Genomic DNA, 26898 nt, shown 5'->3' on the forward strand with positions numbered 1-26898 from the left:
GGTCGGGTTCTTCGTCAACACGCTGGTGCTGCGCACCGACACGAGCGGGGACCCGACCTTCGCCGAGCTGCTCGGCCGCGTCCGGGACACCGCGCTGGCCGCGTACGCCCATCAGGAGCTGCCGTTCGACCACCTGGTCGAGGCCCTCAACCCGGCCCGGTCGTCGGCCCGTCAGCCGCTGTTCCAGGTGCTGCTCGCGCTGCAGAACGCGCCGCGCTCCGCCTTCGAGCTGCCCGGCCTGGCCACCGAGCTCGTGCTGTTGCAGTCGCCCACCGCGATGTTCGACCTCTCCTTCCACCTGCTGGAGCGCGGCGGCACCGGCGGGGCGCCGGAGGGCATCATCGGCCACGTCGAGTACGCCACCGACCTGTTCGACCGGGCCACGGTGGAGGCCCTGCTCGCCCGCTGGCTGCGGCTGCTCGCGGCGGCGGCGGCCGAGCCGGACCGGCCGCTGAGCCGGATCGACGTCCTCACCGCCGAGGAACGGCACGAACTGCTGGCCGGGCGCAACGACACCGGGTGCCCGTACCCCGGCACCGGCCCGGCCGCGCTGTTCGAGGCGCAGGCCAGGGCCACCCCGGAGGCCGAAGCGGTGGTGTTCGAGGACACCGTGCTCACCTACCGGGAGCTGAACGCCCGCGCCAACCGGCTGGCCCACGCGCTCATCGGGCGCGGGGTGGGGCCGGAACGGATCGTCGCCCTGTGCCTGCCGCGCTCGGCGGAGCTGGTGGTGGCCGTCCTCGCGGTGCTCAAGACCGGCGCCGCGTACCTGCCGGTCGACCCGGACTACCCGGCCGCCCGGATCGCGTACATGCTGGAGGACGCCCGGCCGGCCGTGGTGCTCGACGACCTCGCGGCCGTCGACGCGCCCGGGACGTACCCGAACACCGACCCGCTGGTCGCACCGGACGCCCGGCACCCGGCGTACGTCATCTACACGTCCGGCTCGACCGGCCGGCCCAAGGGCGTGGTGATGCCCTCCGGCGCCCTGACGAACCTGCTGCACTGGCACCACCGCGCCGTCGGCGGCGGGACGGGCACGCGCACCGCGCAGTTCACCGCGCTCAGCTTCGACGTCTCGGTGCAGGAGATGCTCTCCGCGCTGCTGTTCGGCAAGACCCTGGTGGTGCCGACCGACGAGCAGCGCCGCAGCGCCGAACTCCTCGCCCGGTGGCTGGAACAGCACCGGGTGGCGGAGCTCTTCGCCCCCAACCTGGTGATCGAGGCACTCGCGGAGGCGGCCGAGGAACACGGGCGGGACCTGCCGGACCTGCGGCTGATCGCGCAGGCCGGCGAGCCGATGCGCCTGGGCGGCGGCCTGCGGCGCCTCCAGGCCCGCGGGCCCGGCCGGGTGCTGCACAACCACTACGGCCCGGCCGAGACCCACGTGATCACCGCTTTCCCGCTGCCGGCCGACCCCGCCGACTGCCCGTTGCCGGTGCCGATCGGCCGCCCGATCGCCAACAGCCGGGCGTACGTGCTGGATGCGGCCCTGCGGCCGGTCGCCCCCGGCGTCACGGGCGAGCTGTACCTGGCCGGGGCCGGGCTGGCGCGCGGCTACCTGAACCGGCCGGGCCTGACGGCCGGGCGCTTCGTCGCCGACCCGTTCGGGCCGGCGGGCAGCCGGATGTACCGCACCGGGGACCTGGTGCGCTGGCGCGCCGACAGGGAGCTGGAGTTCGCCGGCCGGGCGGACCACCAGGTGAAGGTGCGCGGCTTCCGGGTCGAGCCCGGCGAGATCGAGGCGGAGCTGGCCGCCCACCCCGGCGTGGCCCAGGTCGCGGTGCTCGCCCGCGAGGACCGGCCGGGCGACACCAGGATCGTCGCCTACGTGGTGCCCTCGGCCGAGACCGGGACCACGGCGCCGGTGCTGGCGTCGTACCTGCGCGAGCGGCTGCCCGACTACCTGGTGCCGTCGGTGTTCGTGGTGTTGGCGGCGCTGCCGTTGACGCCGAACGGGAAGTTGGACCGGGCGGCGCTGCCGGCGCCGGAGGCGGGTTCGGCCGGGTTCGGTCGGGCGGCGCGGACGCCGCAGGAGCAGATCCTGTGCGAGCTGCTCGCGGAGGTGCTGGGTCGGGCGCAGGTCGGTGTCGACGACGACTTCTTCGACCTGGGCGGGCACTCGCTGCTGGCCACCCGACTGGTCTCCCGGGTCCGGGCGACCCTCGGGGTCGAGCTGGAGCTGCGCCGCCTGTTCCGGACGCCGACACCGGCCGGGCTCGCGGCCGGCCTGCACGACGCCGCCACCGCACGGCAGGCGCTGGTGCCCCGGCCGCGCCGGGAACCGCTGCCGCTGTCCTTCGCACAGCGCCGCCTGTGGTTCCTGCACCAGTTCGGGGCGCCCAGCGCGACCTACCACATGCCGCTGGCACTGCGGCTGACCGGCGACCTCGACCAGGAGGCGCTGGGAGCGGCGCTGACGGACGTGGTGGCGCGGCACGAGAGCCTGCGCACGGTGTTCCCGCACACCGAGGGCGTCCCGCGCCAGCGCGTGCTGAGCGCCGCGGAGGCCACCATCCGGATCCCGGTGCGCCGGGCCGGCGAGTCGGAGCTGCCGGGGCTGCTGAGCGAGGCGGCGGTGCGCGCCTTCGACCTGACGGCGGACCTGCCCGTCCGGGCGCAGCTGTTCACGCTCGCCCCGGACGAGCACGTCCTGCTCGTCGTCCTGCACCACATCGCCGGCGACGGCTGGTCGATGAGCCCGCTCTCCCGCGACCTCGCGACCGCGTACACCGCCCGCCGGCGCGGCGACGCCCCGGGCTGGGCGCCGCTGCCGGTGAGCTACGCGGACTACACCGTGTGGCAGCACGAGATCCTCGGCGAGGAGTCCGACGCGGACAGCGCGTTCGCCCGCCAGGTCGGCTACTGGAGCCAAGCGCTCGCCGGGCTTCCCGAGCAGCTCGCGCTGCCCGTCGACCGGCCCAGGCCGGCGGTCATGACCTACGGCGGCGACCTGCTGGACATCCGGCTGACCCCCGAACTGCACGCGGGGCTGGCCGAGTTGGCCCGGCGGTCCGGGAGCAGTCTGTTCATGGTGCTCCAGGCGGGCCTGGCGGCGCTGTACACGCGGCTGGGCGCGGGGACGGACATCCCGATCGGCAGCCCGATCGCGGGGCGCACCGACGAGGCGCTGGACGAGTTGGTCGGGTTCTTCGTCAACGCGCTGGTGCTGCGCACCGACACGAGCGGGGACCCGAGCTTCCTCGAACTGCTGGGCCGGGTGCGGGAGACGACGCTGTCGGCCTTCGCGCACCAGGACGTGCCGTTCGAGCACCTGGTGGAGGCGCTGAACCCGGCGCGGTCGATGTCGCTCCACCCGCTCTTCCAGACCGTACTGGCCCTGCAGAACGCGCCGATGGGCGACTTCGAGCTGCCCGAGCTGACGGTCTCCGGGGTGCCGGTGCCGACCGGGACCTCGCGGGTCGACCTGACCTTCGGCCTCGCGGAGAACCGCGGGCCCGACGGCACGCCGGCCGGGCTGACCGGTGCGGTCGAGTACAGCACCGACCTGTTCGACCGTTCGACGGTCGAGGCCCTGGTCGCCCGGTGGACCAGGCTGCTGGCCGCGGTCGCCGCCGATCCGGACCGGCCGATCGGTGCGATCGACCTGCTGGACGAGCGGGAGCGCGGGGAACTCCTGCCCGCCGCCGAGCCCGGGGTGGCCGGCGTGAGCCTGCCGGAGGCGTTCGCGGCGCAGGTGGCGGCGACGCCGGACGCGCCCGCGCTGACCGACGGGACAGTAGAGCTGACGTATCGTCAACTTGATGTCTGGGCCGTCCGGTTCGCGCATGCGCTGATCGCCCGTGGGGTCGGGCCGGAGCAGGTCGTGGCGGTGGCGCTGCCGCGTTCGGTGGAGTCGGTGGTGGCCGTGCTGGGTGTCCTGAAGGCCGGTGCCGCGTATCTGCCGGTGGATCCGGCGTACCCGGCGGCGCGGATCTCGTACATGCTGGAGGACGCCCGCCCGGTACTGGTGGTCGACGATCCGGCGCTGGTCGCCGAGGTGTGCGAGGCGTCCGCCTGGCCGGACACCGATCCTGAGGTCGCCCTCGACATCCGGCATCCGGCGTACGTGATCTACACCTCGGGTTCGACCGGTCGCCCCAAGGGCGTGGTGGTGAGCCACGGCGGGGTGTCGGGTCTGGTGGCGGCGCAGGTCGAGCGGCTCGGCGTGGCGCCGGGCAGCCGCGTCCTCCAGTTCGCCTCGCCCAGCTTCGACGCGTCGTTCTGGGACCTGTGCAGCGCCCTGCTGACCGGCGCCACCCTCGTGCTCGCCCCGTCCGGGGCCCCGCTGGAGGCCCTGACGGACCGCCGGCTCGACGTCACCCATGTGACCCTGCCGCCCTCGGCCCTGGCCGCGCTGGACGGCGCCGACCTCGCGGCCGGCACCCTGGTGGTGGCGGGGGAGGCCTGCCCGTCGGAGCTGGTGGCGCGGTGGGCGCCGGGGCGGCGGATGGTCAACGCGTACGGGCCGACGGAGACGACGGTGTGCGCGACGATGAGCGCCCCGCTGGCGGCGGGCTCCGGCGTGCCGCCGATCGGCCGGCCGGTCGCGGGCTTCCGGGTGTACGTGCTGGACGAGGGGCTGCGCCTGGTGCCGCCGGGCGTCGCGGGGGAGCTGTACGTCGCGGGGCCGGGTCTGGCGCGCGGCTACCTGAACCGGCCGGGCCTGACGGCGGGTCGGTTCGTCGCCTGCCCGTTCGAGGCGGGCAGCCGGATGTACCGCACCGGGGACGTGGTGCGCCGCCGGACCGACGGCGAGTTGGAGTACCTCGGCCGGGCGGACCAGCAGGTGAAGGTGCGCGGCTTCCGGGTCGAGCTCGGCGAGATCGAGGCGGCCCTGACCGCCCACCCCGCCGTCGCCCGGGCCGCCGTCCTCACCGACGGCGACCGGCTCGTCGGCTACGTGGCCCCGCGCCCCGGCGCCGACGCTCGCCCGGCGGTGCTGGCGTCGTACCTGCGGGAGCGGCTGCCGGACTACCTGGTGCCGTCGGTGTTCGTGGTGTTGGCGGCGCTGCCGTTGACGCCGAACGGGAAGTTGGACCGGGCGGCGCTGCCGGCGCCTGTCCCTGTGCCGGAGGCGGGCGCGGCCGGGGTCGGCCGGGTCGCGCGGACGCCGCAGGAGCAGATCCTGTGCGAGCTGTTCGCGGAGGTGCTGGGCCGGGGCCAGGTCGGTGTCGACGACGACTTCTTCGACCTGGGCGGGCACTCGCTGCTGGCCACCCGACTGGTCTCCCGCGTCCGTTCGGCCCTGGGGGCCGAGGTCGGGCTGCGCGCGCTCTTCGAGGCGCCGACGGTGGCCGGCCTGGCGGCACGGCTCACCGAGGCCGACCGGGCCCGGCCCGCACTGGCGCCGTACGAGCGGCCGCAGACGGTACCGCTGTCGTTCGCGCAGCGCCGCCTGTGGTTCCTGCACCGGATGGACGGAGCCGCCGCGGCCTACCACATCCCGCTGGCACTGCGGCTGACCGGAACGCTGGACCGCAAGGCGTTGGAGGACGCGCTGGCCGAGGTCGTCGCCCGGCACGAGAGCCTGCGGACGGTCTTCCCGGAGCTCGACGCCGTGCCGTGCCAGCGGGTCCTCGACCCCGGGGCGGCCCGGCCCCGGGTGCGGGTGACCGAGGCCGTGGAGGACGAGCTGCCGCAACGGCTCGCCCACGCGGCGCGGCTCCCGTTCGACCTCGCGGCGGAACCGCCGCTGCGCGCCGAGCTGTTCGCGCTCGCGCCGGACGAGCACGTGCTGCTGCTGGTCATGCACCACATTGCCGGTGACGGCTGGTCCACCGGCCCGCTCGCCCGCGACCTCGCCGAGGCCTACGCCGCCCGGTGCCAGGGCCGCGCGGCGGACCGCGAGGCCCTGCCGGTGCAGTACGCCGACTACACGCTCTGGCAGCGCGAGCTGCTCGGCGACCCGGAGGACCCGGACAGCCGGTTCGCCGGACAACTCCGCTACTGGACCGAGCAGTTGGAAAGCCTTCCGGAGCGGATCCCGCTGCCCGCCGACCGGCCCCGGCCGGCCGTCGCCGGCTACCGGGGCGCCGTCTTCGGCCTTGAGCTGACCCCCGAACTGCACGCGGGGCTGGCCGAGTTGGCCCGGCGGTCCGGGAGCAGTCTGTTCATGGTGCTGCAGGCGGGCCTGGCGGCGCTGTACACGCGGCTGGGTGCGGGGACGGACATTCCGATCGGGAGTCCGATCGCGGGGCGGACCGACGAGGCGCTGGACGAGTTGGTCGGGTTCTTCGTGAACACGCTGGTGCTGCGCACCGACACGAGTGGTGATCCGAGCTTCGCCGAACTGCTGGGGCGGGTGCGGGAGACGGCTCTGTCGGCGTATGTGCACCAGGACGTGCCGTTCGAGCACCTGGTGGAGGTGCTGAACCCGTCCCGCTCGCTCGCGCACCACCCGCTGTTCCAGACGATCCTCGCCGTGCAGAACGCGCCGATGGGAGAGTTCGCGCTGCCCGGCCTCCAGGTGTCCGCCTTCGCCGTGCCGACCGGGACGGCCAAGTTCGACCTCGGCTTCAACCTGAGCGAGCGGTTCGGCCCCGACGGCAGCTCGGACGGGATCGTCGGCGTGGTCGAGTACGCCACCGACCTGTTCGACCGCTCGACGGTCGAGGTCCTCGTGCGGCGCTGGACGCTCCTGCTGGAGGCCGTCACCGCCGATCCGGCCCGGACGATCGGGGGGATCGACCTCCTCGACTCCGACGAGCGGAGCCGGCTGCTGGAGCGCGGCAACGCGACCGCCCGCGAGGTGGCCGCCGTGCCGGTGCCGGAGGCGTTCGCGGTGCAGGTCGCGGCGACGCCGGACGCGCTCGCCCTGGTGTCCGGTGGTGCCGAGCTGACGTACCGCGAGCTGAACTCCCGGGCGAACCGGTTCGCGCATGCGCTGATCGCCCGTGGGGTCGCTCCGGAGCAGGTCGTGGCGGTGGCGCTGCCGCGTTCGGTGGAGTCGGTGGTGGCCGTTCTGGGTGTCCTGAAGGCCGGTGCCGCGTACCTGCCCGTGGACCCCTCGTACCCGGCGGCGCGGATCGCGTACATGCTGGAGGACGCCCGCCCGGTACTGGTGGTCGACGATCCGGCGCTGGTCGCCGAGGCGTCCGAGGGGTGCGAGGCGTCCACTTGGCCGGAGACCGGTCCGGAGGTGGCCCTCGACGTCCGGCACCCGGCCTACGTGATCTACACCTCGGGTTCGACCGGCCGCCCCAAGGGCGTCGTGGTCGCCCACGGCGGCGTGGCGAGCCTAGTCGCTGCCCAGATCGAGCGGTTCGCGATCGAACCCGACAGCCGGGTGCTCCAGTTCGCCTCGCCCAGCTTCGACGCCTCGGTGTCGGAGATCTTCACCGCCCTGCTGCGCGGCGCGGCCCTGGTGCTGCCCCCGGCGGCGGAGCCGGTCGCCGCGCTGACCGACCCGGGCCTCGCGGTCACCCACGCGACCGTGCCCCCGTCCGTCCTGGCGGCCCTGCCGGAGGGCGCGGTGACGGTGTCGACCCTGGTGGTGGCGGGCGAGGCCTGCCCGCCGGAGCTGGTGGCGCGCTGGGCGCCCGGGCGCCGGATGGTCAACGCGTACGGCCCGACGGAGACGACGGTGTGCGCGACGATGAGCGACCCGCTGGCGGCGGGGGCGGGCGTGCCGCCGATCGGGCGGCCGATCGCCAACGCGCGGGTGTACGTGCTGGACGAGCGGCTGCGGCCGGTGCCGCCCGGCGTGCCCGGCGAGCTGTACGTCGCGGGCGCGGGCCTGGCGCGCGGCTACCTGAACCGGCCGGCCCTGACGGCCGGGCGCTTCGTCGCCTGCCCGTTCGAGGCGGGCAGCCGGATGTACCGCACCGGCGACGTGGTGCGCTGGCTGGGCGACGGGCAGTTGGAGTACGTCGGCCGCGCCGACGACCAGGTGAAGGTGCGCGGCTTCCGGGTCGAGCCCGGCGAGATCGAGACGGCTCTGGCCGAGCACCCCGCCGTCGCCCGGGCCGCCGTCCTCGCCCAGGACGACCGGCTCATCGGCTACGTCGTCCCCCACCAGACGGAGGCCCGCGACAGCGCCCTGGAAGCCGACCACGTGGGCGAGTGGCAGGACATCTACGACGCCCTGCCCATCACCCCCGAGGAAACCGCCTTCGGCCAGAACTTCGTCGGCTGGAACAGCAGTTACGACGCCAGCCCGATCCCCGCCGAGCAGATGCGGGAATGGCGCGACGCGACCGTGGCCCGCATCCTGGCCCTGCACCCCCGCCGGGTACTGGAGGTCGGCGTCGGCACCGGTCTGCTCCTCTCGCAGATCGCACCGCACTGCGAGACCTACTGGGCGACCGACTTCTCCGCCACCGCGATCGACGCGCTGGCCGCCCAGATCGCCCGGCAGGAGCAGCTGGCCGGACGCGTCGTCCTGCACACCCGCCCGGCGCACGACACCGACGGCCTACCCGCCGGGCACTTCGACACCATCGTCATCAACTCGGTCGTGCAGTACTTCCCCTCCGCCGACTACCTCACCGACGTGATCGAAAAGCTGATGCGACTGCTCGCCCCCGGCGGCGCGCTCTTCCTCGGCGACATCCGCAACCTGCGACTGCTGCGCCCGCTGGCCACCGCCGTCCAACTGCACCGGGCCGCCGACGGCGCCGACCTGCCCGCCGTGCGGCGCGCGGTGGAGCAGTCTCTGCTGGTGGAGAAGGAGCTTCTGGTCGACCCGGACTTCTTCACCGTCCTGCGGGAGAACGGCGCGGACGTCGGTGCGGACGTCGGCGCGGTGACGGTGGAGGTCAAGCGGGGCCGCCACCACAACGAGCTGACCCGCTACCGCTACGACGTCACCCTGCGCAAGCGGCCCGCCGCCCCGGCGGAGGGCGACGAGTCGGTCGAACTCCGCTGGGGCCGGGACGTGACCGCTCTGCCGGAGCTGTGCGAGCTCCTCGGGCGGCACGACGGCCGCCCGGTCCGGATCACCGGGGCACCCAACCGCCGCGTGGTCCGCGAGGCGGCCCTGGCCCGGGCCGTGCAGGAGGAGGACCTCCCGCTCGGGCCGCTGCTGGAGCGGCTGCGCGCCCCGCAGGAGGACGCGGCGCCCGATCCCGAGGACTTCCACGCCCTCGGGGCCGCGCTCGGCCGCCGGGTGTCCGTCACCTGGTCGGCCACCGGCCCGGACGCCCTGGACGTGCTCTTCGGCGGCGCACCCGGCGGCGCACCCGACGACGCCCCGGCCGAGGCGTACCGGCCCACCCGGGGCGCGGGCGCGGCGCTGTCCGCGCTCACCAACCGCCCGGCCGGAAAGCGCGGTGCCCCGGCCCTGGCCGCCGAACTCCGGGGCTGGCTGGGCGCCCGGCTGCCCGACTACCTGGTGCCGTCGGCGTTCGTGGTGCTGGACGCGCTGCCGCTGACCGCCAACGGCAAGCTCGACCGCCGCGCGCTGCCCGTCCCCGACCTCGGGGCGGCCGCCGGCGGCCGGGCGCCACGCACCCCGCAGGAGCAACTCCTCGCCGAACTCTTCGCCGACGTGCTCGGCCTGCCCCACGTCGGTGTCGAGGACAGCTTCTTCGACCTCGGCGGCCACTCGCTGCTGGCGACCCGCCTGGCCTCCCGGGTCCGGGCCGTCCTCGGCGCCGAACTGGAGATCCGGACGCTGTTCGAGCACCCGACCGTGGCCGCCCTGGCGGGCCGCCTCGACGGGTCCGTCACCGAGCGGCCCGCGCTGACCGCCCGTCCGCGCCCCGAGCAGCTCCCGTTGTCCTTCGCCCAGCGCCGCCTGTGGTTCCTGCACCGCATGGACGGGCCGAGCGCCACCTACAACATGCCGCTCGCCCTGCGGTTGACCGGCGACCTCGACCGGGAGGCGCTGGCGGCAGCGCTGGCGGACGTGGTCGCCCGGCAGGAGAGCCTGCGCACCGTCCTGCGGGAGACGGACGGGGCGCCCCACCAGCAGGTGCTGGGCGCGGACGAGGCGCACCCGCCGCTCCCGGTGGTCGAGCTCGACGAGAGCCGGCTGGCCGAACGGCTCGCCGAGGCGGCCCGGCGCGGCTTCGACCTGGCCGCCGAGCCGCCGATCCGGGCGGAGCTCTACGCGCTCGCCCCCGGGCGGCACGTCCTGCTGGTCGTGGTGCACCACATCGCCGCCGACGGCTGGTCGATGGGCCCGCTCTCCCGGGACCTGGCCACCGCCTACGCGGCCCGCTGCCAGGGCGGGGCACCGCAGTGGTCCCCGCTGTCGGTCCAGTACGCCGACTACACCCTGTGGCAGCGCGACCTGCTCGGCGAGGCCGCCGACCGGGGCAGCCTGTTCGCCCGGCAACTCGGCTACTGGAAGGAGGAGCTGGCAGGCCTGCCGGACCAGGTGCGGCTGCCCGCGGACCGGCCCCGGCCGGCCGAGGCCTCCCAGCGCGGCGGCCGGATCGAGGTCCGGTTCGACGCGGACCTGCACCAGGACCTGCGAGGCCTCGCCACCGCGCACGGCGCCAGCATGTTCATGGTGCTCCAGGCCGGCCTCGCCGCCCTGCTCACCCGGCTCGGCGCCGGCACCGACATCCCGATCGGCAGCCCCATCGCCGGGCGCACCGACCAGGCGCTGGACGACCTCGTCGGGTTCTTCGTCAACACGCTGGTGCTGCGCACCGACACCGGCGGCGACCCGGGCTTCGCCGAACTCGTCGGCCGGGTGCGGCAGAAGGCGCTGGCCGCCTACGCCCACCAGGACGTGCCGTTCGAGTACCTGGTCGAGGCCGTCAACCCGACCCGCTCGCTGGCCCACCACCCGCTGTTCCAGGTCATGCTCGGCCTGCAGAACGCACCGGCCGGGGAGTTCACCCTGCCGGGCCTGGAGACCGCCCACCTGGAGGCCCCCACCGGCACCGCCCGCGTCGACCTGACCGTCAGCCTGGCCGAGCAGTACGGCCCGGACGGCAGCCCGGCGGGCGTGCTCGGCGCGGTCGAGTACGCGACCGACCTGTTCGACCCGGCCACCGTGGAGCTGCTGTTCGCCCGCTGGGTGCGGCTGCTGCGCGCGGCCGCCGCCGAGCCGGACCAGCCGATCGGCCGGCTCGACCTGCTGTCCGGCGAGGAACGCCGCGAACTGCTGGTCGAGTTCAACCGGACCGACGCCGAACTGCCCGGCGCTGAACTGCCCGAGGCCGAACTGCCCAGGGCCGCCCTGCCGGAGCTGTTCGCCCGCCGAGCACGGGCCACGCCGGACGCGGTCGCGGTCGTCGCGGACGGCGCCGAGCTGACCTACCGGGAGCTCGACGGGCGGGCCAACCGCCTGGCCCGGGCCCTGATCGGCCAGGGCGTGCGGCCGGAGACCCCGGTCGCGGTGCTGCTGGAGCGCTCGGCGGACCTCGTCGTCGCGATCCTGGCGATCGTCAAGGCCGGCGGCGCGTACGTCCCGCTCGATCCGCGGTTCCCGTCCTCCCGGATCGACCTGATCCTCCGGGAGACCGGCGCGGCCCTGGTGCTCACCGAGGACGTGCTGACCGCGCTGAGCCAGGCCGAGCCCGACGGATCCGACCCGCAGATCCCTTGCGATCCCCGGCAGTTGGCCTACGTGATGTACACCTCCGGTTCGACCGGCCGGCCGAAGGGCGTCGGTGTCACCCAGCGCGACGTGGCGGCGCTCGCCCTCGCCCCGTGCTGGCGCGAGGGCGGCCACGACCGGGTGCTGCTGCACTCGCCCACGGCCTTCGACGCCGCGACGTACGAGCTCTGGGCGCCGCTGCTCGGCGGCGGCACGATCGTCGTCGTACCGCCCGGCCGGCTCGACCTCGACCTGCTCGCGGGAGCGGTCGCCGAGCACGGGGTGACCGGACTGTGGCTGACGGCCGGCCTGTTCCGGCTGGTGGCCGAGGAGCGGCCGCACCTGCTCGCCACGGTCCGCGAGGTGTGGACCGGTGGCGACGTGGTGCCGCCGTCGGCCGTCTCCCGGGTGCTGGCGGCCTGCCCGCACACCGCCGTGGTCAACGGCTACGGCCCGACCGAGGCCACCACCTTCGCGGCCCACCACCGGGTCCGCGCGCTGCCCGAAGCCGCCGCGAGCGTGCCGATCGGCCGACCCATGGCGAACATGCGGGCGTACGTGCTCGACGCCGGGCTGCGCGCGGTGCCGGTGGGCGTGGAGGGCGAGCTGTACCTCGCCGGGGCGGGCGTGGCCCGGGGCTACCCGGGCCGGCCGGGCCTGACCGCCGAGCGCTTCGTCGCCTGCCCGTTCGAGCGGGGGGAGCGCATGTACCGCACCGGGGACCTCGTCCGGTGGCTGCCCGGCGGCGTCCTGGAGTTCGTCGGCCGCGCCGATGAGCAGGTCAAGCTGCGCGGGTTCCGGATCGAGCCCGGCGAGGTCGAGGCCCTCCTCGCCGCCTGCCCGGGCGTGGCCCAGGCGGCCGTCGTCGCCCGCGAGGACCGGCCGGGCGACAAGCGCCTGGTCGCCTACCTGGTGCCCGCCGCCGAGGGCGCGCCCGCGCCGGACGGCCTCGCCCGCCGGCTCGGCCGCGAACTGCCCGAGTACATGGTGCCGTCGGCCTTCGTCACCCTCGACGCGCTGCCGCTGACCGCCAACGGCAAGCTGGACCGGGCCGCGCTGCCTGCACCCGAGTCCGAGGCGACGGGCGCCGGCCGCGGCCCGCGCACCCCGCAGGAGCAGCTGCTGTGCGCCCTGTTCGCCGAGATCCTCGGCCGGGAGCAGGTGCACCTCGACGACAGCTTCTTCGACCTCGGGGGGCACTCGCTGCTGGCCGCCCGCCTGGTCTCGCGCATCCGCGAGACGCTGGGCGTCCCGGTGGGCCTGCGCACCCTGTTCGAGGCCCCCACCGTGGCCGGTCTGACCAGCCGGCTGGCCATGGACGACGCCGAGGACGCCTTCGACGTGGTGCTGCCCCTGCGGTCCACCGGCACCCGCCCGCCGCTGTTCTGCATCCACCCCGGCGGCGGCATCAGCTGGTCCTACTCCGGCCTGCTGAACCACATCGGCCCGGAGTACCCGGTGTACGCGATCCAGGCACGCGGTCTCGCGCACGCCGAGGCCCTGCCGACGTCGTACGAGGAGATGGCGGCCGACTACGCCGACCAGATCCGCAAGGTCCAGGCCGACGGCCCCTACCGGCTGCTCGGCTGGTCCGCCGGCGGGCTGATCGCCCACGCGATCGCCTGCGAGCTCCAGGCCCGCGGCGAGCGCACCGAACTGCTGGCGACCCTCGACGCCTACCCGGTCAAGGACGTGGTGCTCGACGACTCCGCCGTGCCCACCGAGCGGGACGTGCTCGTCGGCATCCTCGACTGCGACCCCGCCGAACTGGGCGAGGGGCCGCTGTCCTACGCCGAGGTCGCCGAGATCCTCCGCCGTCGGGGCAGCGCCCTGGCGCACCTGGACGAACGGCGCATCGAGGCCGTCGTCCGGATCATGATCAACAATGCCGAGCTGGCGGTCGCCCACGCCCCCGGCCGGTTCGAGGGGGACCTGCTGCTGTTCAACTCCACGATCGACCGCACCGAGGACTCGGCCGGCGCCGGCACCTGGCGCCCGTACGTCACCGGTCGGATCGACTCGCACGACATCACCACCCGCCACGACCGGATGACCCAGCCGGGCTCGCTGGCCCAGATCGGACCGATCGTGGCCGCCCGCCTCGCCGAGGTCACCGGCGACACCGCCCGTTCCCACCAGGAGGACTGACCCATGACCAACCCGTTCGACGACCAGGACGCCACCTTCCTCGTGCTCGTCAACCAGGAGAACCAGCACTCGCTGTGGCCGCAGTTCGCCGACGTCCCCGAGGGCTGGACCGTCGCCCACGGCCCCGACAGCCACACCGCCTGCCTGGAGTACGTCGAGCAGTCCTGGACCGACATGCGGCCCAGGAGCCTCGCCGACGCCATGGACGCCCGGAAGTAGCGCGGCCGACGTGACCTCCACCGACACCCTCGGAACCGACGCCCCCGGTACAGCCGCTGCAGCCGGGCCCGGCGACCTCGCCGCGGCCCTGTACACGCCCGAGGCCCGCCGCGACCCGTACCCGTTCTACGCCCGCATGCGGCGCGAGAGCCCGGTCCACCGCAGCGACCAGGGCATCTGGTACCTCACCCGGTACGCCGACATCGACGCCGCCCTGAGCGACCTGCGCCTGTCGAACGACCGGGACCGGATGACCCGGGCCCTCAGCGGCCTGGGCGGCAACCTGAAGGCCCTGAGCCGGCTCACCGACCGGCTCGGCCGGGTGATGACCAACACCGACCCGCCGGACCACGCCCGGCTGCGCAAGCTCGTCAACCGGGCGTTCACCGCCCGGCGGGTCGAGGCCCTGCGGGACGGCATCCAGACGGTCGTCGACGACCTGATCGACCGAGCCGTGGCCCAGGGGCCCGCCATGGACTTCATCGAGGCGGTCGCCTCCCCGCTGCCCCTGGCCGTCGCCTGCGAGCTGTTCGGCATCCCGCCCGAGGACCGCCCCGAAGTCAAGACCTGGTTCCGTCGGATCGGCAACCTGACCGCCGACATCGAGCAGGCCGAGGCCGCCGTCGACCAGTACGAGGAGTACCTGTCCCGGCTCATCCGGCAGCGCCGCGACGATCCGGGCGACGACCTGATCAGCGCCCTGGTCACCACCCAGGCCACGGACGACCGGCTCACCGACTCCGAACTGCTGTCCACCTGCTTCGTCCTCATCACCGCCGGGGACGAGACCACCGCCAACCTGATCGGCAACGGCACCCTCGCCCTGCTGCGCCACCCCGACCAGCTGGCCCGGCTGCGCGAGGACCCGGCGCTGATCCGTACCGCCGTCGAGGAGCTGGCCCGCTACGACACGCCGACCCAGGCGATCGTCCGGGTCGTCGCGCAGGACGTCGAGATCGGCGGGCGGATGCTGCGCGAGGGCGAGCTGGTGTACCTGTTCCTCGGCGCGGCCAACCGCGACGAGGACCGCTTCGAGGACCCCGACCGACTCGACCTGGCGCGCACCCGCAACCGGCACCTGACCTTCGGCACGGGCCCGCACTTCTGCCTCGGCGGGCCGCTCGCCAAGCTCCAGACCGAACTGGCGGTCGGCACCCTGGTCCGCAGGCTCCCGGGCCTCGCACTCGCCGACGGGACGGCCCTCGACTGGCGGCCCAACCCGCTGCAACGGCGGCTGTGCGCCCTGCCGCTCACCTACTGAACGACAACCTCGTCGAACGACAAGCCCGTCGAACGACAACCCCACCGAACGACAACCCCACCGAACGACAAGACCATCGACTGCGAAGGAGAACCGACCATGGCCCGAGAGTTCCAGGTGCGCCGGGAACAGGACCTGCCCGCCGCACCGGACCAGGTCTGGCAGGCGATCGCCACCGGCGCCGGCAACCTCAGCTGGCTGTACCCCATGGAGGTCGAGCCGCACGTCGGCGGGACGGTCTCCCGCGGCGGCGGCACCGTCGTGGCCTGGGAGCCGCCGCACCACTTCGCCGTCCGGGCGACCAGGGACGGCGGCTTCTCGAACACCCTCAGCTACCACATCGAGGCGGCCGACGGCACGTCGAGCCACCTGCGGATGGGGATCCACTGGGTGCACGAGGGCGTCGTCGACGACGGCTGGGACACCAGGGCGGACGCGGCCGAGAAGCACGTCGACCTCTACCAGCACAGCCTCGCCCAGTACCTGACGCACTTCGCCGACCGCACCGCCGTCTACGTCAAGGCCGCCCGGCCCGGACCGACCGCCGACCCCGCCGACTTCGCCACGCTGCGCCGACGTCTCGGCCTGGCCGACGACACGGCCGTCGGCGACCGGCTGTCACTCGACCTCCCGGGTGCGGACGGCGGCCCGGAAGAGGTGGTCGTGGACTACCTGAGCCCCGACTTCATCGGTCTGCGCGGCCCGGACACCCTGTACCGGTTCTACAACGGCAGCTCCTGGAACTGGCCGATCTGGCTGGGCCACCACCTGTTCGCCGAGGGAGCGGACGAGGAGCAGGCGACCAAGGCGTGGAACGCCTGGCTCAACGGCTCCTGACCCGCCGTACGACAGACAACCGGAGGGACCCCTGGTGGAAGAAACACTGCTCTACGCCGCCGAACTCGTCGAGGAGGGCGGCACCTACAAGCTCGTCGTGCAGGACGTGGTCCGGGACACCGTCCAGGTCACCCCCGTCCCCAAGACCGCGGTGGACAGGCTCCCGACCTTCCTGTCGGTGCTCAGCGCCAAGCTCAACCCCGCACCGGCCCGCGGCCGCCGGTAGAACACCCCATACCCGAAGAGGCCGGCGCCGCGCCCCGGCGCCGGCCTCTTCGCCGTTCAGCCGCTGATGCTCGGGTGGCCGTTCTCGACGTGGCCCATGAGGCGGCGGCGGAAGGACGCGTCCTCGGCGATCGCGAGGTCCAGGTCGTACCAGCCGCCGGCGTCCTCGGTGTCCCAGGCGAGGACGAGGGGTTTGCCCGTGACGACGGTCCCGGTCAGTGCCTTCGCGGTGCTGTAGTGCCGGGGTGCCAGGGTGACGGCCTGCGGCGTGGCGCTCGGCGACGTGATCGTCAGGGTGAGGGTGCGCTTCGGGGCGGCGGCGATGGCGGTGGCCACGGAGGTGTCGGCTGCGGCCCCGGCGGCCTTCCCGGCGAACTCGCGGCGGAATCCGTTGGGGCCGGTGAGGTAGAAGTCGTAACTTCCCTCGCGCACCGGCACTTTGGTGGCGGGCGTGGTGGTGCCGAGCACGTCGAAGTGCCGGGGCGCGTCGTAGCTGCCGGACGTGCCGACGTTGTCGTACAGGGTCAGGTGTACGGAGGCGGCGCCGGTGTTGGTCGGCTGGAGGACGAACGCGCCCTGTTCCCGGTCCAGGGCGCCGTGGGCGTCCGGCTGGTACGGCAGCGGGCGGGCCAGACGCCGGGTGGGGTCGGTGGGTTGCGGCGGCGGGTCGCCGCTGCGGTCGAAGTCGAAGACCGAGGTGAGGTTGCCGGCCACGGTGCGCCGCCAGCGGCTGATGGCGGGCTGCCGTACGCCCAACCACTCCTCCAGGAAGCGGACTTGTGAGGTGTGGTCGAAGACCTGGGAGTTGACGTAGCCGCCCACCGTCCACGGGGAGACGACGATCATCGGCACGCGCATGCCCAGGCCGATGGGCTCCTTGCCGACGTACTCGTCGTCGACGCCCTGCGGGGGCACCGGCGGCGGCACGTGGTCGAAGAAGCCGTCGTTCTCGTCGTAGCTGATGAACAGCACGGTGGAGTCCCACATGTCCTCGTCGGAGGCGATGACGTCCAGGACCTGGGCGACGACCTCCTCACCGGCCATGGGGGCCGAACCGCCGTCGCCCGGGTGCTCCGAGTCCGCGTCCGAGGGCACCAGGTACGAGACCCGGGGGACCCTCTTCGCCGCCACATCCTGGGCGAACGCGTAGACGAAGTCGCGGTAGTTCTTCGGGTTCTGCTTCGAGTCCGGCGGGGGCGGGCAGCGGAAGAGCCCGCGGTCGTAGAGGCTCCGGTCGGCCGGCGGCAGGTCGGCGACCGCCTTGGCGAGGGCCTCCACGTCCGTCTGCTGAACTTGACCCGGATCCTTGTAGAAGTCGTACAGGCTCAGGTACTTGAGCTCGGCCTTCTCCAGCACGGTCTGGAAGATCCGCTTGAACTCGGCGTGGAAGTCCAGGTTGTTGTCGTAGTAGTTGTCCCAGCCCTGGTAGACGCGCCAGCTGATACCGTCGGCGCCGAAGGGGTCGTTGTTGACCTCCAGGATCTCGGGGTAGCTGGACCAGTTGTAACCCAGCTTCCGTAGGTCCTTGTCCAAGCTCTTCCCGGGGTCCTCGCGGTCGTGCGCGGTCGACCCGGTGACCCGCGACCCGTCGGGCTCCCAGCCGCCGAATCCGCTGAAGAGGTAGTTGCGGTTCGAGGTGGTCTCGCTCATCACCGAGCAGTGGTAGGCGTCGCACACGGTGAACCGCTCGGCCAGCGCCCGGTAGGTGCCGACGACCTCCGGCTGGTCGAAGTAGCCCATCGTGACGGTCCCCTTGGCCTTGATCCACTGGTCGTAGCGGCCGTTGTTCCACGCCTGGTGGCCGGTGGGCCAGGTGTGGGCCGCGGGCTCGGCCGTACCCTGGTCCGGCCTCAGCTGGTAGGGCCTCTGGGGCTTGGACGGATGGTCGGGGTCGGGCTGGTCGAGGACGGTGTGGCCGCCGGTCCCGGGGAACGTGACGAGGTTGCGGTCGTCGTACCCGCGCACTCCTCGGAAGTTGCTGCCGAAGTAGTGGTCGAAGGAACGGTTCTCCTGCATCAGGAAGACCACGTGTCGGATGGCCTTCAGGCCGCCGGGGCGGGGTTTGCGCTTGAGGGCCTTCAGCAGCGAGTCCGGCAGCGACGGAGCGCTCTGCGGGGAGTGGGGAGTGTTCACGCGTTCTCCTGGTCCGGCGTGGCGGGCGAACCGGAGGGTGCGTTCTCGGTGGCCCGGAGGTAGTCGAGGTAGATGAAGTCGCCCTTGGCGCCCTTGTTGAGATCCGTGTCGACGCGGGTGTAGCCCGTCTCGGGAGGGATCTCCTGCGATCCGTCCTGCCAGTACGTGACGGTGAGGTCGACGATGGGCCGGCCTGCGCCTTCCTGGCGGGTGACGGCCAGGAACAGGGCCGTGCCGTGCACGGGCGTCCCCCTGTTGAGGTCGACCGGCAGCTTCTGGTACCCGGCGGGCGGCTTCTCGTCGTCCTTCAGGACGCGGATGCCGGTGACGGGCCGGTCGTCGGCGGACCGTTCGAAGACGAGGTACAGGTAGGCGCCGTGCGCGCCCTTGTTCAGGTCGACGTCGATCCACTCCCACCCGGTGGGTGTGTGGAACGGACTTCGTACCGGGTCGTCGTAGGCGACCAGGACGTTGACGTCTGTGACGAACTGACCCATGGGCAGGTCTCCGATCGGAGCGGGTGAACGTGAGCGGGGCGGATGGGGGCTCGAAGGCCAGGGCGCGTACGGGTACGTGAGACGCCCGGCCGGGGTCGGCCCGGCCGGGCGTCCAGTGCTGGGTGCGGCGGGCCAGGTGCGGTCCGGGCACCCGAGGCGGCCGTCAGCCCTTGGTGAGGCCTTCCCACTCGCTCAGCGGCGCCGGACCGTAGGTCTTCGTGTCCTTGTGCGGCTCCCCGTTGGCGACGTTGATCCGCACGAACCGGTCGCCGGAGAAGACCCAGTACTCGTTGCTGCCGTCCGGGACCTTCATGACGGCGTCGATCTTCGCGAAGTCCGACAGGCTGGGCCAGTCCTCGCGGATGGTGCCCTTGCTGACGAGCTTGTCCGGGTACGGGTGGCTGCTCGTCACGGTGATTTCGACGCGCCGGTAGTCGGTGTTGGAGAACACCCAGAACTGGTTCGGCTTGTCGGGAACGGCCATCACCGCGTCGACATGGTTGAAGCCCATGGTTGAGCCTTTCTGAATTCATCTGTTCGTTTGCCGCCGAAGCTGTGCTCGGGCGGATCTGCGGCTCAGTCCCATGGCTCGCGTGCGGCGAGGAACGTCGGGGAGGAGCGCCGCGAACCACGCTAGGTCGGCCGGTCCGGGGGCGCGATGCGAAAAGGCCCGGTGACCTGCATTCCAGTGACAGGTAATTTTGCTACGAACCTTTGACGCGAGAAGTCGGTCCGGCGCTCGGGGAGCCTTGACGGCCTGCTCCGCGGCTGTCCGGGACCGAGGACGAGCCGCCTCCCGGCCGACGGCTTCCGCAAGGCTCGACGACGGCGTTCGTTCGAGTGGACCGGTGACTGGTGACCGGTCGTGGCTGGGGGAGGGTGCCTGCCACCCCACCCGGCCGGCTGCGGCGCCCCACCCGGCCGTCAACCCGGCCGTCGAGGCGTGGGGGCGTGGGGGCGTGGGGGCGTGGGGCGGGGCATGGGGCGGGAATGGCTTGAGTCGACCGTGATTCATATGATGGAAAGCCAGTAGTTGTTTTGCCGGTGTCATGATCCTCGGAGGGCGCCCCGGACCAAGGTGCGCCCATGGAACCGGGCCGGTCTCCGGATTCGCTCCGGTCCTCGGGCTTGATTCAGGGAGTATCATGCGCGGCACCGTGCTCGCCAACCGCTACCGGCTGGTAGACCTGCTGGGCGGCGGGTCGATGGGCGACGTGTGGCTCGCCGAGGACGAGGTCCTGGGCCGCCGGGTCGCGGTCAAGGTGGTGAAGCCGGCCCTGCTGGACGAATCCGGCTTCGCCGAACGCTTCCACGCCGAGGCCCGCGTCATGGCGCAGCTGCGCCACCCGGGCATCGTCGGCGTGTACGACTACGGGCACAGCGCCGTGGACGGGCGGCCCTCGGTCGGCTACCTGGTCATGGAGCTGATCGACGGGGAACCGCTGAGCGCCGTGCTGGAACGCCGCGGCGCGCTGCCGGTGGAGGAGACCCTCCGGATGGCACTCCAGGTGCTGGAGGGGTTGGAGGCCGCGCACGAGTCCGGGGTGGTCCACCGGGACATCAAACCGGCCAACCTGATGGTCCGCGGCGACCGGACGGTGATCGCGGACTTCGGCATCGCCCGGCCCGGCTGCGACGCCCGGCTGACCGTACCGGGCATGGTGCTCGGCACCGCCGCCTACCAGGCGCCGGAACAGGCCTCCACCGGGACGGTCACCGCCTCGGCGGACCTCTACGCACTCGGCGTCGTCCTCTACGAATGCCTCGCCGGCAAGCTCCCCTTCGACGGGGAGACCGCCCTCGAACTGATCCTCAAGCACCTGACGGAGCCCGTGCCGCCGCTTCCCGAGGACGTGCCCGCGCCGGTGTGGGCGCTGGTCGAGCGGGCGATGGCCAAGGAGCCCGGCGAGCGCTGGCCCGACGCGGCGGCGATGGCCGCGGCGGTGCGGGACGCCCTCGCACCGGCCGAGGAGACGGCGCCGGCGTTGGTCCCGGTCGGGCCCCTGCCGGTCGTCGGACGCGCACGGTGGGCCAGGTTCCGCCTGCGCGGGCTGATCGGGGTGACGGCGCTGTCGCTGCTCTGCGTGGTCGGGGCCTCCGGAGCGACGGTGATCCGGTCCGACGAGGACGACGCTCCGGACGCCGCCGCCGTCGCGGGCCCGGTGGCCGGCCTCGTCGCGGGCCCGGCCGTTCCCGCGGCGGTGGCAGCCGACCGCCAACCCGCCGGACAACAGCCCGCCGAGCCGACGGTCCCGGTGCCGTCGACCGGACCGGAAGCGGGCGGGAGCCCCACGCCCGGCGCCGGACCCGCGCCGGTCGCCGGCCAGGACCTCGCTGTGCCCGTTCGGCCCGGTACGCCCACCCGGGGCTCCGCCGCGTCCCCTCCCGCCTCCGCCACGGCCACCGGCGGCCAGGGCCCCACCGCGCCCGTCCGGCCCGGTACGCCGAACCCGGCCCCCGCCGCGTCCCCTTCGGCCTCCGCCGCGCCCACCGCCAGCCAGAACCCCGCCTCGCCCGCGCCGACCTCCGCCGTCCCGTCCCCGCCCGCCTCCCACGAACCGCCCACGCTCACGCCGTCCGCGACGTCGACGCAGCCCACGCCGCCCACACCGGAGCCGAAGCCGCAGCCGCAGCTGCCCTCCCAGGCACAGATCACCGGCGTCAACGGCGCGCTGGACAACTCCTTCTCCGGGGACCGGGACGGCAACCGGGTCGCCACCTTCGCCGTCAACGGCACGCCGGCCCAGGTGTGGCGGCTGGAAAAGCTGTCCGAGGGGAAGTACTTCCTGCGCAACGCCTCCAGCAACTACACCAAGGTGCTGGACCTGGACACGGGCGACGGGCGAGTGCAGATCTGGACGAGCCCGCCGTACAACGACAACCAGCTCTGGTCCTTCGTGCCGGTCCGGGGCGGCTACCAGATCGTCAACGGCACCACCAAGGGCTGCCTGACGTCCGACGGAGTCGCCCACTACGTCAGGGTGGCGGCCTGCTCCAACGCGGAGAGCCAGGTGTGGGCGCTGTCCTGAGCCGTCCGACCGGCAGCCGAACACCCCCGGGGCGAGGGGAGGATCACGCCGGCAGCCAGGACGGCCACTGCCGGCGGGGACGGTCGGCGGCCCCGCCGAGGCCGATCAGGGCGCGCAGCCGGTCGGCCTCGGGGGAGCCGATGGAGGCCAGGATGTCGTAGGCCTCCGACCGGCACGCCCGGGCCGCGTCCTCGGCGCCGCCGCGGTCGGCGAGCGCGTCACCGAGCGCCGCCAGGGCCAGCCCCCGCCCCCGGCGGTCGCCGTCGAGCGTCAGCACCTCGACCGCCCGGTCGGCCGCCTCCACCGCCTCGTCGCCGCGGCCGACGGCTCGCAGCGACTCGGTGAGCCGCAGGAGCGTGCGGCCCGTCCGGCGCCGGTCGTCCGGCCGCAGCAGGGCGAGGGCGCCGCGGTGGTGGCGCAGGGCCTGCTCGAACTCGCCGCGATCGTGGGCGATCGTCCCCAACGAGTCGAGGGCGAGCGCCTGGAGCTCGTGGTCGGCGAGCTGGTGGCAGATCAGCAGTGACTGGTCGACGACGCGGACCGCCGCCTCGGGCCGGCCGAGCTCGGTGAACGCACCGGCCAGGTTGAGCAGTTCGCCCGCCACCGAGCGCCGGTCGCCGAGCCGCTCCCAGACCGCGATCGCCGCCGCGAAGCCGTCGACCGCGTCGCCCGGCCGGCCGACCTGGACGAACAGGGCGGCCAGCGAGGCGTGGGCCAGGGCGAGCAGCGGCCCCGGCAGGCCGTGGGCGATGCACAGGTCGCGGGACCTGAGCAGCTCGCCGAGGGCCGCGGGTTCGGAGCCGACCTCGGTCAGCAGCCGGCCGAGCACCAGCCGGGCCCTGACCTCGGCCGTTCGGTCGCCCTGCCGGACGGCGGCCTGGAGCAGGACCTTGGCCGCGTGCCCCAGCGGCCGGGCGGCCTGGCCGGTCTCGCACAACAGGCTGCCGCCGAGCAGCAGTTCGGCCGCCAGATCGAGCCGGGGTGGCCGGGGGAGCCCGGCGTACTGGCCGACCAGAGCGCCGATGCCGTGGTACTCGCCGCGACCGCGGGCCACCGTGCGGCAGTCGGGGGCGTACGGTGCGCCGGAGCCGGTCAGGGCGGCGCGGGTGGCGGCCGGGCCGAGGGCCGCGACGGTCTCGGCGTGCTGGCGGATCACCAGACGGGTGAGGACGGCGGCCGGGCGGTCCGCCTCCGGGGCGGAGCCCGTGCCGGCAGCCTCGACGTCGGCTGCCGTCTCCGGGACGAGCCGCTGGGCGAAGGCGCGCAGCAGGTCGTGGTACCGGTAGCGGTCCGGCGGTGCGGTCTCCAGCATCGAGCAGTCGACCAGCGACTCGGCCAGTTCCTCGGCCTCGTGCTCGGGCAGGTCGAGCACCGCCGCGACCGCGCCCGGCGACAGGTCGGGCACGTCCGGCACCGCCAACAGACAGAAGGCACGGGCCTGGTCGGGCGTCAGCTGGTCGTAGCCGAAGCGGAACGCCGACTCGACGGCGAGGTCCTCGGTGCGCAGCACGTCCAGCCGGCGACGGTTCTCGGACAGCTTGTCGAGCAGCCGGGCCATGGTCCAGCCCGGCCGGCAGGAGAGGCGGGCGGCGAGGATGCGCACGGCCAACGGGAGGTGACCGCAGAGCCGCACGAGCTCCCTGGCCGTGTCCGCCTCGGCCCGCAGCCGCTGCCCGCCGACCACCTGGCCGAGCAGGTCGAGGGCCTCCTCCGGGGCGAAGGTCGGCAGCTCGACGACGTGCGCGTTGGGAAGTGAACCGAGCCTGGCCCGGCTGGTGACGAGCACGGCGCAACCGGGCCGGCCGGGCAGCAGCGGCCTGATCTGCTCGGCGTCCCGGGCGTTGTCGAGGACCATCAGCACGCGTCGGCCGGAGAGCAGCGAGCGGAACTGGGCGGAGCGTTCGGCGAGCCCGGCGGGCAGCGCCTCCGCCGGTACGCCGAGGGCGCGGAGGAAGGCGCCCAACACCTCCTCGGGCGGGGTCGGGCGGCCGTCGGCCCCGTGCAGGTCGACGTAGAGCTGGCCGTCGGGGAAGTCGGCGGCCAGCCCGTGCGCGACATGGACGGCCAGGGCCGTCTTGCCCATGCCGCCCAGGCCCGACACGGTCGCCACGGGCACGGTGCGGGGCGCGAGCAGGACGGCCCGCACCGCCTCGGTCTGCGCCTCGCGGCCGGTGAAGTCGGCGAGGTCGGCCGGTACCTGGGTCGGCCGGATCGGCGCGTGGTACGGCGGGCGGGCCGTGGTGGTGGTGTCGGGTCGGAGCGGCGCGGGCGCCACGAGGGCGGTGTCGGCCACCAGGATCCGGCGCTGCAACTCGCGCAGGCCGGGCCCGGCGGCGACGCCGAGCTGCGCCCGCAGCCGCCGGTCCGTCTCGCGGTACACGCTCAGGGCCTCGGCCTGCCGTCCGGACCGGTAGAGGGCGAGCATCAGCAGCTCGGAGAACCGTTCCCTGAGCGGGTGTTCGGCTGCGACCGCGGTCAGTTCGGCGACGGCCTCGCCGGACGGTCCGGCCTCGATCTCGGCCTCCAGACACGACTCCAGGACGGTCACCCGGCGTTCGGTCCACTCGCCGCGCTGCCGCTCGGCATAGGGGCCGGAGAGCCCGGACATCGGCTCGCCCTGCCAGAGGGCCAGCGCCAGGCGCAGCGCGGCGGCGGCGCGGGCGTGCTCCCCGGCGCCGCTGAACTCCTTCGCCGTGCCGACGAGCTCCTCGCAGCGGTGGATGTCCAGCTCCCCCGGATCCACGGTGAGCAGGTAGCCCCCGCTGAGCGAGGTCAGCGGGGCGGGCCCGAGGACGCGGCGCAGGCGGTGGACGTACGTCCGGATCACGGCCATGGGCTTGGCGGGCGGCTCCTCGCCCCACAGGTCGTCGACGAGCTGACCGGTCGACACGGGGTGGTTGGCCCTCAGCAGCAGCGAGAGCAGCAGGTTCCGCTGCTGCGGCGACCCGAGTGCGAGCTCGCCGCCGTCCCGCCACCCCCGTATCGGTCCCAGCACCGTGAACCGCAACCCACCCACCGACCGTTCCCCTCTGCCTGCAAACGAACCCCCGGGCGCATGATACCGACCGCATCACCCCTGGCCGGGGCCGCTCGGGGGCCGTTCACGGGCCGTCCAGGGGCCGCCACGGGGAGACGCGGGTGTCCGTGGAGGGCAGTCGACGCGGCACCGGTGAAAAAAGACCGGTGAAAAAAAGAAGGTGCCTCGCCCGCGCGACATGCTGACGCCTTACGTAGTCATGAGGGGTATGCACGGGGATCACAGGACAAGGGAACAGGCGGGAACCGAGTGAAGTCAGCACAGGAGGATGAGTACCTGGAGTTCGCGGCCGCGAGGGCGAAGGCGCTGTACCGCTCGGCGTACGTCCTCGCCGCAGGCGACACGTATCTGGCGGAGGACCTGGTCCAGGAAGCCCTCAGCCGGGTGTACGTGCACTGGAAGCGGGTGGCCAAGGCGGACAACCCGGCCGCCTACGCCCAGACGGTCCTGGTCCGCACCTTCCTCAGCCTGCGGCGTCGGCGGAGCAGCGGCGAGCGCCCCATCGGGACCATGCCCGACAGCGCGGCGGCGGGCCCGGACACCGCACTGCGGCTCACCCTGCTGGACGCGCTCGGCCAACTGCCGCCCCGCGACCGGGCGGTGCTGCTGCTGCGCTACTGGGAGGACCGCAGCATCGAGGAGACCGCCCGGATGCTCAGGCTGAGCAGCAGTGCGGTCCGCTCCCAGGGCACCCGGGCACTCGGCAAGCTGCGTGCGTTGCTCGGCGACAGCCTGTCCGACCTGGTCGCGCACTGAGCACCGGTGCGCGACCAGGTCCACCGCCGCAAAGCCCCCATCAGCATCAGCGACAGAAAAGGTGACGCCAGCATGCCGTTCGAAGCAGACCTCGCACACGCCCTGGACCGCACGACCGACTCCCTCGAACCCGATCTCACCGCGCTCCTGAGCGGAACCGTCGAGCGCGGGCGGAGCCGCCGGCGTCGGCGCACGGCGGGTGTCATCGCCGGGGTCGGCGCCTGCGCCGTGATCGCGGCAGCCGGTGTGGTGATCCCCGACGTGCTCTCCGGGATGCACTCCGAAGGATCCGACATCGGGATCGTGGCGATGGCGATGCCGCGTTCCGCGATCACCGACACCCAGATGATCCAGGCCCTGGAGGCGACGTTCCCCGGGGGCCGGTTCAGCGCGGAGAGCGGGCAGAGCAACAACCCCTCGGACCCGTCCAACGGGCGCGTCGCCAACGGCGGACTGGTCCTCGACGACGGGCACGGCGCCGCCTTCGTCGGCGTCTCGGCCGTGCGGCTCCCACTGCCGCTCAAGGACGGCGACGGGCTGAGCTGCGAGCGGCAGCCCAAGAAGGACGGTGACACCTGCAAGATGAGCGAGCTGCCGAGCAGCGCCGAGATTCCCGGCGGGGCCCTGGTGATGTTCCAGCAGAACGCGGCCGCGCACCCGGTCCGTCCCGACACCGCCCGCCGCTGGACGGTGACGGTGACCCTGAAGTCGACCGGCGCGCAGCTTCAGATGGTGCAGTGGAACAGCACCGGCGGCGGCACCGGCGCCGAGACGCCGAAGCCGACCCGTCCCGCTCCTCCACTCTCCGAGCCGCAGGCGGTGGCCGCACTCACCGGTGCCGCCTGGGCACCGATCCTCGGCGCCGTCGGCTGAGCCTGCGCGTCGCGTTCGTAGGGGTTGCGTTCGCCGACGTTGCGTCCGCCGAGGTCGAGCACGTCTGTTCCGTTGTTCCGTGCGAGACCTCGGCGGGCACGCGCCCCGGGCCGGGCATTTGTTTCGGGCGCCGAGGAGGGGTACTGTCAGCCAGTCGCTCGGCAGGGAGCACCGGACACGCATCGGCGCGGACGGTCCCGGGGCGGCCAATCCTTTCGAAACACCACGTCCCGGTTCGGGCCGGGTCGGCTTGCCATGTGCGGGCGAGACTCGGTGTGTATATCGGTGTGTTCGTTTTATTGGATTGCGGCCGATTCGCTTTTCGGAGCAGGGATCGGCTAGAGTTTGAAACGTCGGACGGGGCGTCAAGCCGCAGAAGACACCAG

The 26898-nt window shown here is 73.7% G+C and carries 12 protein-coding genes; 8 read left to right on the forward strand and 4 right to left on the reverse strand.

The genetic code is table 11. The features are described from left to right. From ACFVX9_RS37115 to ACFVX9_RS37135, 5 genes are all read left to right on the forward strand, one after another. Positions 1-13645: amino acid adenylation domain-containing protein (locus ACFVX9_RS37115; protein WP_387986372.1), on the forward strand; the 13645-nt coding region annotated here is incomplete at its 5' end. Between the two features lie 3 nt (positions 13646-13648). Then, a complete protein-coding gene (locus ACFVX9_RS37120; RefSeq protein WP_363377310.1) occupies positions 13649-13864 on the forward strand; it encodes an MbtH family protein in 216 nt (71 codons plus the stop codon). Positions 13865-13874: 10 nt separating this feature from the next. Further along, positions 13875-15125 (forward strand): cytochrome P450, encoded by a 1251-nt coding sequence (locus ACFVX9_RS37125; protein ID WP_380487668.1) that lies wholly within the window; start codon positions 13875-13877, stop codon positions 15123-15125. Between the two features lie 99 nt (positions 15126-15224). After that, the gene (locus ACFVX9_RS37130) at positions 15225-15962 is read left to right on the forward strand and encodes an SRPBCC domain-containing protein (protein WP_380378523.1); all 738 of its coding nucleotides are present in this window, start codon (positions 15225-15227) and stop codon (positions 15960-15962) included. A gap of 34 nt (positions 15963-15996) precedes the next feature. Continuing rightward, positions 15997-16188, forward strand: coding sequence for a hypothetical protein (locus ACFVX9_RS37135; RefSeq protein WP_244293816.1), 192 nt, complete (start codon positions 15997-15999; stop codon positions 16186-16188). Between the two features lie 56 nt (positions 16189-16244). Here the strand turns inward: ACFVX9_RS37135 and ACFVX9_RS37140 are convergent, their stop codons facing one another. The 3 genes from ACFVX9_RS37140 to ACFVX9_RS37150 form a co-directional block, all read right to left on the reverse strand. Beyond that, on the reverse strand, positions 16245-18320 hold the full coding sequence (locus tag ACFVX9_RS37140) for an alkaline phosphatase family protein (RefSeq protein WP_387986377.1): 2076 nt from the start codon (positions 18318-18320) through the stop codon (positions 16245-16247). Continuing rightward, the gene (locus ACFVX9_RS37145; protein WP_380378521.1) at positions 18317-18817 is read right to left on the reverse strand and encodes a hypothetical protein; all 501 of its coding nucleotides are present in this window, start codon (positions 18815-18817) and stop codon (positions 18317-18319) included. Before ACFVX9_RS37145 ends, ACFVX9_RS37140 begins: the two co-directional genes overlap by 4 nt. Before the next feature lie 163 nt (positions 18818-18980). Continuing rightward, the gene (locus ACFVX9_RS37150) at positions 18981-19328 is read right to left on the reverse strand and encodes a hypothetical protein (protein WP_380378519.1); all 348 of its coding nucleotides are present in this window, start codon (positions 19326-19328) and stop codon (positions 18981-18983) included. 634 nt (positions 19329-19962) lie between these two features. Between ACFVX9_RS37150 and ACFVX9_RS37155 the strand changes: the two genes are divergently transcribed. Further along, complete coding sequence (locus tag ACFVX9_RS37155; protein WP_387986380.1) at positions 19963-21846, forward strand: protein kinase; 1884 nt, start codon at positions 19963-19965, stop codon at positions 21844-21846. Positions 21847-21889: 43 nt separating this feature from the next. Here ACFVX9_RS37155 and ACFVX9_RS37160 read toward each other — a convergent pair whose 3' ends face one another. Beyond that, positions 21890-24841 carry a BTAD domain-containing putative transcriptional regulator gene (locus ACFVX9_RS37160; protein WP_387986383.1) on the reverse strand — a complete coding sequence of 984 codons (2952 nt, stop codon included), beginning with the start codon at positions 24839-24841 and terminating at the stop codon, positions 21890-21892. A 291-nt stretch (positions 24842-25132) separates the two neighbouring features. Here ACFVX9_RS37160 and ACFVX9_RS37165 point away from each other — a divergent pair, with 291 nt between their 5' ends. Next, positions 25133-25639, forward strand: a complete 507-nt coding sequence (locus tag ACFVX9_RS37165) for a SigE family RNA polymerase sigma factor (protein WP_363377319.1) — start codon at positions 25133-25135, stop codon at positions 25637-25639. 72 nt (positions 25640-25711) lie between these two features. Next, the gene (locus ACFVX9_RS37170; protein WP_380487657.1) at positions 25712-26512 is read left to right on the forward strand and encodes a hypothetical protein; all 801 of its coding nucleotides are present in this window, start codon (positions 25712-25714) and stop codon (positions 26510-26512) included. Positions 26513-26898: the final 386 nt, after the last annotated feature.

Source organism: Kitasatospora sp. NPDC058243, from assembly GCF_042882025.1.
Lineage (GTDB): Bacteria > Actinomycetota > Actinomycetes > Streptomycetales > Streptomycetaceae > Kitasatospora.

Coding starts and splice junctions, on each gene's coding strand:
- ACFVX9_RS37120 (WP_363377310.1), top strand. CDS start 13,649: ATGACCAACCCGTTCGACGACCAGGACGCCACCTTCCTCGTGCTCGTC.
- ACFVX9_RS37150 (WP_380378519.1), bottom strand. CDS start 19,328: ATGGGCTTCAACCATGTCGACGCGGTGATGGCCGTTCCCGACAAGCCG.
- ACFVX9_RS37155 (WP_387986380.1), top strand. CDS start 19,963: ATGCGCGGCACCGTGCTCGCCAACCGCTACCGGCTGGTAGACCTGCTG.
- ACFVX9_RS37130 (WP_380378523.1), top strand. CDS start 15,225: ATGGCCCGAGAGTTCCAGGTGCGCCGGGAACAGGACCTGCCCGCCGCA.
- ACFVX9_RS37145 (WP_380378521.1), bottom strand. CDS start 18,817: ATGGGTCAGTTCGTCACAGACGTCAACGTCCTGGTCGCCTACGACGAC.
- ACFVX9_RS37170 (WP_380487657.1), top strand. CDS start 25,712: ATGCCGTTCGAAGCAGACCTCGCACACGCCCTGGACCGCACGACCGAC.